Here is a 12682-nt window from a genome sequence, read left to right as displayed (position 1 = left end):
TGTCGGGCTCGTGAAGGTCTTCTGTGAGGTGCCCCCGGCAGGATTCGAACCTGCGCTCCCGCCTCCGGAGGGCGGTGCTCTATCCCCTGAGCTACGGGGGCTCAGCGACCCGAGAAGAGTAGCAAACCCCCTCCCGGATCACCGAATCGGTACCCCCGCGAGTCGATCTTCGTCGGATCAGGCCGCGGCGACGGCGCGACCGCAGCTCGGCAGCGGGTGCAGCACGACCCGCCGGGGCAGCCGGCGGGGCCACTCGTTGCGCGGCCACGAGCCGTCCACGATCAGGTGCACCGTGCGCTCCTCGGCGCCGCTGAGCCGCAGCACGAAGTCCCGGGGCAGCGGCGGGTCCACCGACGGCGTGGTGACCATGAACCGCACCCGCCCCCGCGAGGAGACCGCCGAGACGACGTCGGCGGCGGGCATGGTGCCGCGCAGGCGTACCCGGCCGATCCAGTAGACCTCCGCGGCGTGCTCCTGGGCCGCCCGCGTGATCGCCGGGTACTCGCTGCGTACCCAGCGCTCGACCGCGCCGACGCACAGGCCGCAGGCCCGCTCGCGCGGCTCGCGCGGCCCGAGGCCCCAGGCCCGGAGGTACGCCCCGACGGTGCCGGCGTCCATCGCCAGCCCGAACCGGCGCTCGATGAGGGCGGTCAGGCTCTGCCGTGTCCAGAGCTCCTCGTCGAGGCCGAACTCGTCGGGGTGGACACCCCGGAGCACGTCGATGAGTTCGAGTTCCTGTTCGCGGCTGAGCGTTCCCGGCTCGCCCTGCCGCAGTCCGCGACGGACGGCTGCCACCGCTCCGTCACCGCCGATGGTGTGGCGTCGGCACCAGCTGGTCACCGACCGCCCTGCGTCTCTGAGTGCAACCCCCACGTCTTGGGCAACGAGCCCGAATCGCAACTGGTCACGATATGTGGGTAGAAAACTCTCCAACCCCCACAATGACCCGTTAACCCCAAACCGTTACAAACCCCCATACCAGGACATACCCGGCTCAGCCCCGACCCTCACCCCGCGCGATCTTGCACTTCCGGCCCTCCCGTAACGGGGCGAATCCGGCATCACTGGGGCAGCAACTGCAAGATCGCCGGGGCGAACGGGCGGGCGGGGAGGGTCGGGCGGAGACGGTGAGGCCCGGTGCCCCTGGGGAGGGGGACCGGGCCTCGGAGTGCGCGGGGCGGGGTGTTACGGGGTTCCGCCCAGACGCTTCAGGGCGGCGCTCAGGTTGGTCAGGTCGTTCTGCTGGGTGTTCTTCATGGTCTGCGCGACCGCCAGCACGTCGTCGTCGCCCCCCTCGTCGAGGATGCCGTCGATCATGTGCACCCCGCCGATGTGGTGGCGGATCATCATCTGGAGGAAGAGCACGTCGAACTCGCGGCCGCTCGCCGCGCGCAGCTTCGCCATCTCCTCCGGCGTCGCCATGCCCGGCATCAGGCCGTCCTTGATCAGCCCGCCGCCGTCCTTCATCCACGCCATCGGCGCCTGCTCGCCGGTCGGGTCCAGCTTCCAGGACCGCAGCCAGGTCTGCATGGTGCCGATCTCGCCCTGCTGGCCGGTGGCGATGTCCACGCCGACCTGGCGTACCTCGGGGTCCTGGCCCTGACTGAACGCCAGCAGACCCATCGCCACGGCCTGGTTGTGATGGGCGGTCATGTCCCGGGCGAACCCGGCCTCCGCCGAGTTCTCACCCGGACGGGTGAGCGTCGGGGTGAGCAGGCCGCCCGCGTACCCGAGGACCAGCCCGACCACGAGGGCGGCGGCCACCGCCAGCAAACCGTAGCGGCGCACCGCGCCCCGGCCGCCCTGGTCGGCGGCCGGAGCCTCGTCCAGTTCGCTGTCGGTGGTCAGCGGGGCGGTCATCGCGGCGTCCTCACTGGGTGGGCTGCTGGGGCATGGTGTTCTGCAGGTTGTCGCGCGGGGTGGTGCCGGTGGCGGTGACGCCCTGGTCGCAGAGCGCGTTCGGGCCCTCGATGGAGGCGTTCACCCGCAGGGTCTTGATGAAGTCGTCGATCCGGCCGTCGTCGGCGTTGTCGACCTTGAGCTGGTAGCCCCAGGCCTGGAGCGAGATCGGCTTGTCCAGCCCCTCGAACGGGCTGAGCATCGTCTTCTCCTTGCCCTGCACCTTGCTGCGGAGCTTCTCCACCTGGTCGGCGGGCAGGTCCGGGCGGTAGGTGATCCACACCGTGCCGTGCTCCAGGCTGTGCACCGCGTGCTCGTTGGCGATCGGGGCGTCGTAGACGTCACCCATGCAGTTCTGCCACGCCTGGTTGTGCGGGCCGCCGACCGGCGGGAGGATCTCGTACTTGATCGCGCCGGGCTGGTGGTTGCCGCCCTTGACCAGCTCCTTGTCCTTGGCGCGGTAGTCGACGATGCCGTCGATCGCCTCGGCCCGCTTCTGCCACGGCTGGCCGCCCTGGTAGACCGCCCAGGCGCCGACGCCGATGATGCCCACGGCCAGTACGCCGACCGCGACGAAGAGGGCGATCGGGCCCCACGAGCGGCCCTGGCTCACCTTCACCGGGGCTACCGGCTTGCGGCCCTTGCCCCCGGCGCCCTGCCGTGGCGTGCCCTTGCCGCCCCCGGCCTTGCCCGAGCCGGCCTTCGCGGCGGGCTTGTCGGCAGCCGCGGGCCGGCCGGCGGCCGGCTTCTTGCCGGTGCTGACCACGGTGGGACGGCGCTCCGGGCCGCCCGGGGTGCTGATGCTCATCGTGCCTCGTCAGGTCGGTCGGTCAGGGGAGCGCGGGGCCGGTTCACATGCTGGGTCGCCTCCGCGGTGCCCGAGTCTACCCCCGATAACATGGATCAGTGACTCCCGCAGAACTCGCCGAGGTCGTCCTCGCCGCAGCCCACGCCGTCTTCGACGAGCGGGGACTGGACCGCGCCGCCCTGCCCGCGCAGACCACCGTCGAGCGACCCCGTAATCCCGATCACGGTGACTACGCCTCGACGCTGGCGCTCCAGCTCAGCAAGAAGGTGGGCGTCCCTCCGCGGGAGCTGGCGACAGCGCTGGCCGACGAGCTGGCCAAGGCGCCGGGGATCAAGTCGGTGGAGATCGCCGGGCCCGGCTTCCTGAACATCCGCCTGGACGCGGCCGCCGCCGGCCAGCTCGCCAAGGTCATCGTCGAGGCCGGTCCGGCGTACGGGCGCAGCGACACGCTCGCCGGTCAGCGGATCAACCTGGAGTTCGTCTCGGCGAACCCGACCGGCCCGGTGCACATCGGCGGGGTCCGCTGGGCGGCCGTCGGTGACGCGCTCAGCCGCCTGCTCCGCGCCACCGGCGCGGACGTGGGCACCGAGTACTACTTCAACGACGCCGGCTCCCAGATCGACCGGTTCGCCCGCTCGCTGCTGGCCGCCGCCAAGGGCGAGCCCGCGCCGGAGGACGGCTACGGCGGCGCGTACATCGCGGAGATCGCCGCCGAGGTGGTCCGGCTGCGGCCGGACGTGCTCGACCTCAGCGAGGAGGCCGCCCAGGAGGTGTTCCGGAACGAGGGCGTCCAGCTGATGTTCGCCGAGATCAAGTCCTCGCTGCGCGACTTCGGGGTCGAGTTCGACACCTACTTCAACGAGAAGGACCTGCACGACGGGGGCGCGCTGGACGCGGCGCTGGACCGGCTGCGGGAGCAGGGGCACGTCTTCGAGTCCGAGGGCGCGACCTGGCTGCGCACCACCGAGTTCGGTGACGACAAGGACCGGGTGCTGCGCAAGTCCAACGGCGAGTGGACGTACTTCGCCGCGGACTGCGCCTACTACCTGAACAAGCGGGAGCGCGGCTTCGACCGGGTCGTGATCATGCTGGGCGCCGACCATCACGGCTACATCGGCCGGATGAAGGCGATGTCCGCGTGCTTCGGCGACGACCCGGCGCGCAACCTGGAGATCCTCATCGGCCAGCTGGTCAACCTGGTCCGCGACGGCGCTCCGGTGCGGATGAGCAAGCGGGCCGGCACCGTGGTCACGCTGGAGGACCTGGTCGACGCGATCGGCGTGGACGCCGCCCGGTACGCGCTGGCCCGCTACTCGGCCGACTCGCCCATCGACATCGACGTGGAGCTGTGGACCCGGGCCAAGAACGACAACCCGGTCTACTACGTGCAGTACGTCGCGGCCCGGACCGCCGGTGCGGCCCGCAACGCGGCCGAGATCGGGCTGACCCGTGGTGACGCCGCCGCGTTCCAGCCGGAGCTGCTCGGCCACGACAAGGAGAACGAGCTGCTCAAGGCGCTCGCGGAGTTCCCGGCGGTGGTGGCCACCGCGGCCGAGCTGCGGGAGCCGCACCGGGTGGCCCGCTACCTGGAGGAGAGCGTCGCGCAGGCGTACCACCGGTTCTACGACAACTGCCGGATCGCCCCGCAGGGTGACGAGGAGATCACCGACACCCACCGGGCCCGGCTCTGGCTCAACGACGCCACCCGGGTGGTCATCGCCAACGGCCTGCACCTGCTCGGGGTGTCCGCGCCGGAGCGGATGTAGCGTGCGAGCGCGAGGAGTGAGCTTGCGAGCCCCGCAGTCGCGAAGCGGAGACGAGTAGACATGCGGGCTCACGAGGCAGGCGCACTGCACGGCGAGATCGGCACCCGGGGGCCCGCGTGGCTGCGTACCCCGGTCGACGTCAACGCCCTGGTGCCGCAACTGTGGCCGCGCAACGTGGCGCGCGGCCCCGGCGGCGCGCTCACCGTCGCGGGCCTGGACGTCCGCGACCTGGCCGCGGAGTACGGCACCCCGGCGTACGTGCTGGACGAGGACGACCTGCGCGAGCGCTGCCGCGAGTTCCGGGCGGCCTTCCCGGACGCGGACGTCTACTACGCCGGCAAGGCGTTCCTGTGCCGCGCCGTGGTCCGCATGATCGCCGAGGAGGGCATGTTCCTCGACGTCTGCACCGGCGGCGAGCTGGCCACCGCGCTGTCGGCCGGGATGCCGCCGGAGAGGATCGGCTTCCACGGCAACAACAAGTCGGTGGCGGAGCTGACCCGGGCGGTGGACGCCGGCGTGGGCCGGATCATCGTCGACTCGTTCACCGAGATCGACCGGCTCACCGAGCTGGCCCGCGAGCGCGGGGTACGCCCGAAGGTGCTGGTCCGGGTCACCGTCGGCGTGGAGGCGCACACCCACGAGTTCATCGCCACCGCGCACGAGGACCAGAAGTTCGGCTTCTCGCTCGCGGGCGGCGCCGCCGCGGCGGCCGCCTTCAAGATCCTCGACGAGGACGTGCTGGAGCTGCGCGGCCTGCACTCGCACATCGGCTCGCAGATCTTCGACGCCAGCGGTTTCGAGGTGTCCGCCCGCCGGGTGCTCGCCCTCCAGTCGCAGATCCGCGACGCCCGGGGTGTGGAGCTGCCCGAGCTGGACCTGGGCGGCGGCTTCGGCATCGCGTACACCACGCAGGACGACCCGGCGTCACCGCACGACCTGGCGAAGCGCCTGCGCAAGATCGTCGACGGGGAGTGCGCGGCGGAGAACCTCGCCGTGCCGCACCTGTCGGTCGAGCCGGGCCGCGCGATCGTCGGTCCGGCCGTGTTCACGCTCTATCAGGCCGGGACCGTGAAAGATGTGGACGGCCTGCGGACGTACGTCAGTGTGGACGGGGGGATGAGTGACAACATCCGTACCGCGCTCTACGACGCCTCGTACTCGGCCACGCTGGCGAACCGCACGTCGACCGCACAGCCGATGCTCGCCCGCGTGGTGGGAAAGCATTGTGAGTCCGGGGACATCGTGGTGAAGGATGAATTCCTGCCCGCTGACGTGCAGCCCGGAGATCTTGTCGCGGTGCCCGGCACCGGGGCCTACTGCCGGAGCATGGCGAGCAACTACAACCATGTCCCGCGGCCCCCGGTCGTCGCCGTCCGCGAAGGTCGGGCGCGGCTGATCGTCCGCCGGGAGACCGAAGACGACCTGCTGGCATTGGATGTGGGATGACCTCACCGGTTCGCTTGGCGCTGCTCGGCTGCGGCACTGTCGGCAGCGACGTGGTCCGGCTGCTGCACGAGCAGTCGGAAGACCTCGCCGCCCGGATCGGCGCCCCGTTGGAGATCGCCGGGATCGCCGTACGCCGGATCGGCCGTGACCGCGGCGACCTGCCGGTCGACCCGGCACTGTTCACCACCGACGCGCTCGGGCTGATCAAGCGCGACGACGTGGACGTGGTGGTCGAGGTGGTCGGCGGCATCGAGCCGGCCCGAGGCTGGCTGGTCGAGGCGCTGCGCGCGGGCAAGAGCGTGGTCACCGCCAACAAGGCGCTGCTCGCCGAGGACGGCGCGACGCTGCACGACGCCGCCGCCGAGGGCGGCGCCGACCTCTACTACGAGGCCAGCGTCGCCGGGGCCATCCCGCTGCTGCGCCCGCTGCGCGAGTCGCTGCACGGCGACCGGATCACCCGGGTCACCGGCATCGTGAACGGCACCACGAACTTCATCCTCTCCGCCATGGACTCCACCGGCGCCGGGTTCGCCGAGGCGCTGGAGGAGGCCACCGAGCTGGGGTACGCCGAGGCGGACCCGACGGCCGACGTGGAGGGCTTCGACGCCGCCGCCAAGGCCGCCATCCTCGCCTCGCTGGCGTTCCACACCCGGGTGACCGCCGCCGACGTGCACCGTGAGGGCATCACCGAGGTGACCGCCGCCGACGTGGCCAGCGCCAAGGCCATGGGCTGCACGATCAAGCTGCTCTGCATCGCGGCCCGGGGCGTCGACGCGCAGGGCCGGGAGACAGTCAACGTCCGGGTGCACCCGGCGATGATCCCGCTGACGCACCCGCTCGCGAGCGTCGGCGACGCGTTCAACGCGGTCTTCGTCGAGGCCGACGCCGCCGGGCAGCTCATGTTCTACGGCCGGGGCGCCGGTGGTGCGCCCACCGCCAGCGCGGTGCTCGGCGACGTGGTGGCGGTGGCCCGCAACCGCCTCGCCGGGGTGCACGCGGCGAGCGAGTCGGCGTACGCGGACCTGCCGGTGCGGCCGATGGGCGAGGCGCTCACCCGCTACCACATCAGCCTCGACGTGGCCGACCGGCCGGGCGTGCTGGCCGGGGTGGCAGGCGTCTTCGCCCGGCACGAGGTGTCCATCGCCACGGTCCGGCAGGGCCCGGCCGGCGGGGACGCCGAACTGGTCATCGTCACCCACGTCGCGCCCGATGCCGCGCTCGCGGCCACCGTTGGTGAGCTGCGCGGACTCGACATCGTCCGTTCGGTGACGAGTGTGCTGCGGGTGGAGGGTGGCGCGTAACCCGCGCGTCCCGCCTGATGGTTAGAGCAGGGTGTGCCGGTGGCCGGCCGGGCAGGCTGGTCCACGCTGGTGACAGGCCCCGGAGCGGGGCGACGGAGGCGAGGAGCACGACATGTGGCGGGGACTGATCGAGGCGTACCGGGATCGGCTGCCGGTCACCGGGGCGACTCCCGTCGTCACCCTGCACGAGGGCAACACGCCGCTGCTGCCGGCGCCGGTGCTCTCCGCCCGGGTCGGCGCGGACGTGTGGCTCAAGGTCGAGGGCGCCAACCCGACCGGCTCGTTCAAGGACCGCGGCATGACCGTTGCGGTCTCCAAGGCCGTCGAGGCCGGTGACAAGGCGATCATCTGCGCCTCCACCGGCAACACCAGCGCCTCCGCCGCCGCGTACGCGGCCCGCGCCGGGATCACCTGCGCGGTGCTGGTGCCGCAGGGCAAGATCGCGCTGGGCAAGCTGGCTCAGGCGCTCGTGCACGGCGCGAAGCTGCTCCAGGTGCAGGGCAACTTCGACGACTGCCTCGGGCTCGCCGGCAAGCTCGCCCAGGACTACCCGGTCGCGCTGGTCAACTCCGTCAACATCGACCGGCTGCACGGCCAGAAGACCGCCGCCTTCGAGATCGTCGAGGCGCTCGGCGACGCGCCCGACATCCACTGCCTGCCGGTCGGCAACGCCGGCAACATCACCGCGTACTGGATGGGCTACTCCGAGGACCTGCGCGACGGCAACGCCACGAAGGCGCCCCGGATGTACGGCTTCCAGGCGGCCGGCGCCGCCCCGATCGTCACCGGGCAGGTGGTGCCGGAGCCGTCGACGATCGCCACCGCCATCCGGATCGGCAACCCGGCGAGCTGGACGAAGGCGATCGACGCGCGGGACGCCTCCGACGGTCTGATCTCGGCGGTCACCGACCGGGAGATCCTGTCGGCGTACCGGCTGCTGGCCCGCGAGGTGGGCGTCTTCGTCGAGCTGGGCAGCGCGGCCAGCGTCGCCGGTCTGCTCCAGCAGGCCGCCGCCGGCCGGGTGCCGGCCGGGTCGCGCGTGGTCTGCACCGTGACCGGGCACGGCCTGAAGGACCCGGAGTGGGCCATCTCCACCGCCCCGGCGCCGGTGACCATCGCCAACGACGCGCTGGCCGCCGCCCGCTCCCTCGACCTGGTCTGAGGGCTCCCGCTTCATCGGAAGTGTCATCGGCTGGGGCGGATGCCGGGAGTGCCGGGGCGTGCGGCAGACTCAGACACCCCCGCAGACACCTCTCCAGGAGTGAGTAACGCCGATGTCGCTGCTCGCCAGATTCAGCCTCGCCAACCGGGGGCTGATCGCCCTCATCGCGTTGGTGACCACGGCCTTCGGCCTGTTCGCCGTGCCGTCGCTGAAGCAGCAGCTCCTGCCGTCGCTGGAGTTCCCCGCCGCGTTCATCGTGGCGACGTACCCGGGCGCCGCGCCGGAGATCGTGGAATCCCAGGTCGCCGAGCCGATCGAGAACAGCCTCAAGGGCATCCCGGGCCTGGACAAGGTCACCTCGACCTCGCGCGAGGGCGCGGCCACGGTCCAGGTGCAGTACGAGTTCGGCACCGACCTGGACGACGTGGTCAACAAGATGGAGACCGTGCTCAACCGGATCGACTCCCAGCTCCCCGAGGGCGTCGACCCGCAGGTGATCGCCGGCAGCACCGACGACCTGCCCGCCGTGGTGGTCGCCGCGACCGGTGACGGCGACGAGCGGGCGCTGGCGGAGAAGCTGCGCAGCGCCGTCGTACCGGAGCTGGAGGCGCTGGACGGCGTCCGCGCGGTGGACGTCACCGGCGCCCGGAACCAGGTCGTCACAATCACGCCGGACCCGGCGAAGCTGGCCGCCGCCAAGGTGGCGCCGACCGCCATCGCCTCGGCGCTCAAGAGCAACGGCGTGGCCGTGCCGGCTGGCGCGCTCGCCGACGGCGACCGGTCGCTGCCGGTGCAGGTGGGCACGCCGATCCGTACGCTCGACGACCTGCGCGGCATCGTGCTCACCACGGCCCCCGCCGCCCCGGTACGCCTCGGCGACGTGGCCGCAGTGGAGCAGCAGCTCGCCCCGGCCACCTCGTTCACCCGCACCAACGGCAAGCCGAGCCTCGGCATCGCGGTGACCGCCGCTCCGGACGGCAACGCGGTGGAGATCTCGCACGAGATCCGGGACCGGCTGGACGAGCTGGGCGACGCCGCGGGCGCCGAACTGACAGTGGTCTTCGACCAGGCCCCGTTCGTCGAGAAGTCCATCGAGAGCCTGACCACCGAGGGCCTGCTGGGCCTGGTCATGGCGGTCGTGGTGATCCTGGTCTTCCTGCTGTCGGTGCGCTCCACGGTGGTCACCGCGGTGTCCATCCCGCTGTCCGTGCTGGTCGCGCTGATCGTGCTCTGGTCCGGCGACTACTCGCTGAACCTGCTCACCCTCGGCGCGCTGACCATCGCCGTCGGGCGGGTGGTGGACGACTCCATCGTGGTGCTGGAGAACATCAAACGCCATCTGGAGTACGGCGAACCGAAGCGCGACGCGATCCTCACCGCGGTCCGCGAGGTGGCCGGCGCGGTGACCGCGTCCACGCTCACCACGGTCGCCGTGTTCGCGCCGATCGCCCTGGTGGGCGGCTTCGTGGGGCAGCTGTTCGCCCCGTTCGCGATCACCGTGACGGTGGCGCTGCTCGCCTCGCTGCTGGTGTCGCTGACCGTCATCCCGGTGCTGGCGTACTGGTTCCTGCGGCCGCGCGGCGGCGCCGACGACGCCGCCGCCCGGCGCGCCGCCGAGGAGAAGGAGCTGCGCAACCCGTTGCAGCGGGCGTACCTGCCGGTGATCGACTTCGCCACCCGCTCGCGGAAGACCCGCTGGGCCACGGTGGGCCTCGGCCTGCTCGTGCTCCTGGGCACGTTCGGCCTGGCGCAGAAGCTGGAGACGAACTTCCTGGACGACTCCGGCCAGGACACGCTCGCCATCCGGCAGGAGATGCCGGCCGGCACCTCGCTCGCCGGCACCGACCGGGCCGCCGCGCGGGTCGAGGAGGTGCTGCGGCGTACCCCTGGGGTGGAGACCTACCAGGTCAGCGCCGGTGGCGGGGACAACCCGTTCGCCGGCGGCGGCAGCGACCGGGCTACCTGGTCGCTGTCGCTCTCCGACGACACCGACGCCGCGACGGTACGGCAGGGCCTGCGCAAGGAGCTCGACGCGCTCGGCCCGGAGGTGGGCGAGCTGACGTTCGGCGGCGGGCAGAACGCCTCCGCCAACCAGGTCGAGGTGGTCGTGCAGGCCGCCGACCAGGAGACGCTGACCCGGGCGGCCGAGGCGGTACGGGGCGCGATGGCCGGCACGCCGGGCGTGGAGGACGTCACCAGCAGCCTCGCCACCCAGGTGCCGCGCGTCGAGGTGACAGTGGACCGGGTGGCCGCGGCCCGCGCGGGTCTCACCGAGGCGGCCGTCGGGCAGCTCGTCGCGCAGACGTACCGGGGGGCGCCGCTCGGGCAGGTGACGCTCGACGGTACGGCGCAGAACGTGGTTCTCAGCAGCGGTGCCCGGCCGCCGCTGACCGTCGAGGAGCTGCGGGCGCTGCGGGTCGGCGCGGTGCCGCTGGACGCGATCGCCGACGTCGAGCAGGTCGACGGCCCGCAGCTGGTGACCCGGATCGACGGGGAGCGCAGCGTCTCGGTCACCGGCACGGCGACCGGCTCGAACCTCGGCGCCACCACGCAGGAGCTGCAGAAGCGGCTGGACGCGCTGGACGTGCCGGGCGCCACGTACGTGATCGGCGGTGTCAGCGCCGACCAGGCCGACGCGTTCGCGGACCTCGGGCTCGCGGTGCTGGCCGCCATCGCGATCGTCTTCCTGATCATGGTGGCGACGTTCCGCAGCCTGACCCAGGCGCTGATCCTGCTGATCTCGGTGCCGTTCGCCGCGACCGGCGCGATCGGTCTGCTGCTGGTCACCGGCACGCCGCTGGGTGTGCCGGCGCTGATCGGCGTGCTCATGCTCGTCGGCATCGTGGTGACGAACGCGATCGTGCTGCTGGATCTGATCAACCAGTACCGGGCCCAGGGCATGGACGTGACCGAGGCCGTGGTCGAGGGCGGCCGGCGGCGGCTCCGGCCGATCCTGATGACCGCCGTCGCCACCATCTTCGCGTTGCTGCCGATGGCGCTCGGCCTGACCGGTGAGGGTGGCTTCATCTCCAAGCCGCTGGCGATCGTGGTGATCGGCGGCCTGCTCAGCTCGACGCTGCTGACGCTGGTGCTGGTGCCGACGCTCTACACCATGGTCGAGCACACCAAGGGCTCGTTCCGGAACCGGCGGCGGGGCGGCGCCCCCGAGCCGGTCGAGCCGCGGCCGGAGCCGGACCCGGTGCCGGTGGCGGTCGGCGGCGGGGAGCGGGCCGAGGAGCGGGCCGTGGCGCCGCCGCCGGCCCGCCCGTCGGGCGCGCTGGTCGACGGCACCGACCAGTTCGAGGTGCTCCGCCTGCCCAAGAGCCGCCAGTCGCCGCTCCCGCCCACCGAGTGACCGGCCGGGAGGGGCCCCGCGCGGGCACCTCCCGGCACTCGGCGCGCGGGACACACCCGAGCCGCACCGGGCGGTACGCTCAGTGAGCTGCTGCCTACTTTCGGTTCGGAGGCGTGATGGCGGGGGGTGCGGGCCGGTGGGATCGGCGTACCGTGCTGCGCCGCTCCGCGCTCCTGCTCGGCGGGGCGGTGGTCGGCTCCGTCGCGACCGTCGAGAGCACCTGGGTCGCCGACCGCCGGCTCCCGATCTCGGGCGGCCCGGCCAGCGCCACGCTCGGCAACCGCCACCAGGACGTCGGCACCGGCGGGATGCAGGTCGTCTGGGGCGTCCGCACCGAGGAACCCCTGGTGGCGCTCACCTTCGACGACGGCCCCCGCCCACAGTGGACCCCGATGGTGCTCGACACGCTCGACGAGCACCGGGTGCCGGCCACCTTCTTCCTGGTCGGTGAGCGGGCCCGCGAGCACGCCACCCTGGTCCGGGGCCGGATGGGCACCCACGAGGTCGGCAACCACAGCTGGGCGCACCGCGACCTGGCCCGGATGGACGCCGCGACGGTCTACGACGACCTGCGCCGCAGCCACGACGCGATCACGGCGGCCACCGGTTCGGCGCCCCGACTGCTCCGCCCGCCCTGGGGGCACCTGGGCGGCTCGGTGCTGTACGCGTCGGCCCGGCTGGGCTACCGCCTGGTGCTCTGGACGCTCCAGATGGTCGAGAGCGAGTTCCCGCACGACCCGGCCGGGCACGCCCGGCGGATCGTCGCCGACGTGCGACCCGGCACGATCCTGCTCGGCCACGACGTCGGCAACGACGGCCGGCTCGTCGCACTCCGCGGCCTGCCCGACATGATCAACGGTCTGCGGGCCCGGGGATACACCTTCGTCACGGTCTCCGACCTGCTGCGCCGCGCTGCCACGCCCGGGGCGGCCCGGTAGGGTGCCC

At 72.5% G+C, this 12682-nt stretch carries 9 protein-coding genes and 1 tRNA gene; 6 read left to right on the top strand and 4 right to left on the bottom strand.

Annotation, left to right across the window (positions count from 1 at the left end):
• Positions 1-29 precede the first annotated feature (29 nt).
• The 4 genes from V6U82_RS15780 to V6U82_RS15765 all read right to left on the bottom strand — a co-directional run bounded on the left by V6U82_RS15780 (position 30) and on the right by V6U82_RS15765 (position 2707).
• Positions 30-101: transfer RNA gene (locus V6U82_RS15780), tRNA-Arg, on the bottom strand.
• 76 nt (positions 102-177) lie between these two features.
• Entirely contained in the window at positions 178-873 is a 696-nt protein-coding gene (locus V6U82_RS15775; protein ID WP_026267749.1) for a winged helix-turn-helix domain-containing protein, read from the bottom strand.
• Between the two features lie 312 nt (positions 874-1185).
• Positions 1186-1860, bottom strand: coding sequence for a DUF305 domain-containing protein (locus V6U82_RS15770; RefSeq protein WP_128136661.1), 675 nt, complete (start codon positions 1858-1860; stop codon positions 1186-1188).
• Between the two features lie 10 nt (positions 1861-1870).
• On the bottom strand, positions 1871-2707 hold the full coding sequence (locus V6U82_RS15765; protein ID WP_128136662.1) for a DUF3105 domain-containing protein: 837 nt from the start codon (positions 2705-2707) through the stop codon (positions 1871-1873).
• Positions 2708-2805: 98 nt separating this feature from the next.
• Here V6U82_RS15765 and argS point away from each other — a divergent pair, with 98 nt between their 5' ends.
• The 6 genes from argS to V6U82_RS15735 all read left to right on the top strand — a co-directional run bounded on the left by argS (position 2806) and on the right by V6U82_RS15735 (position 12675).
• Entirely contained in the window at positions 2806-4473 is a 1668-nt protein-coding gene (gene argS, locus V6U82_RS15760) for an arginine--tRNA ligase (protein ID WP_334461903.1), read from the top strand.
• A 60-nt stretch (positions 4474-4533) separates the two neighbouring features.
• A complete protein-coding gene (lysA, locus tag V6U82_RS15755; RefSeq protein WP_120573337.1) occupies positions 4534-5919 on the top strand; it encodes a diaminopimelate decarboxylase in 1386 nt (461 codons plus the stop codon).
• Positions 5916-7220: a homoserine dehydrogenase gene (locus V6U82_RS15750; protein WP_334461900.1), complete on the top strand. Its 1305-nt coding sequence runs from the start codon at positions 5916-5918 to the stop codon at positions 7218-7220. The genes lysA and V6U82_RS15750 overlap by 4 nt, the downstream gene beginning before the upstream one ends.
• Positions 7221-7332: 112 nt before the next feature.
• Positions 7333-8382 carry a threonine synthase gene (gene thrC / locus V6U82_RS15745; RefSeq protein WP_120573339.1) on the top strand — a complete coding sequence of 350 codons (1050 nt, stop codon included), beginning with the start codon at positions 7333-7335 and terminating at the stop codon, positions 8380-8382.
• 112 nt (positions 8383-8494) lie between these two features.
• A complete protein-coding gene (locus V6U82_RS15740; RefSeq protein ID WP_334461896.1) occupies positions 8495-11737 on the top strand; it encodes an efflux RND transporter permease subunit in 3243 nt (1080 codons plus the stop codon).
• A 116-nt stretch (positions 11738-11853) separates the two neighbouring features.
• Positions 11854-12675, top strand: coding sequence for a polysaccharide deacetylase family protein (locus V6U82_RS15735; RefSeq protein ID WP_334461894.1), 822 nt, complete (start codon positions 11854-11856; stop codon positions 12673-12675).
• Positions 12676-12682 lie beyond the last annotated feature (7 nt).

Origin of the sequence: Micromonospora sp. CPCC 205554 (assembly GCF_036902745.1) — a bacterium.
In the GTDB taxonomy this organism is placed as follows: domain Bacteria; phylum Actinomycetota; class Actinomycetes; order Mycobacteriales; family Micromonosporaceae; genus Micromonospora; species Micromonospora tulbaghiae.
This window is presented reverse-complemented; position numbering and strand designations above follow the sequence as displayed.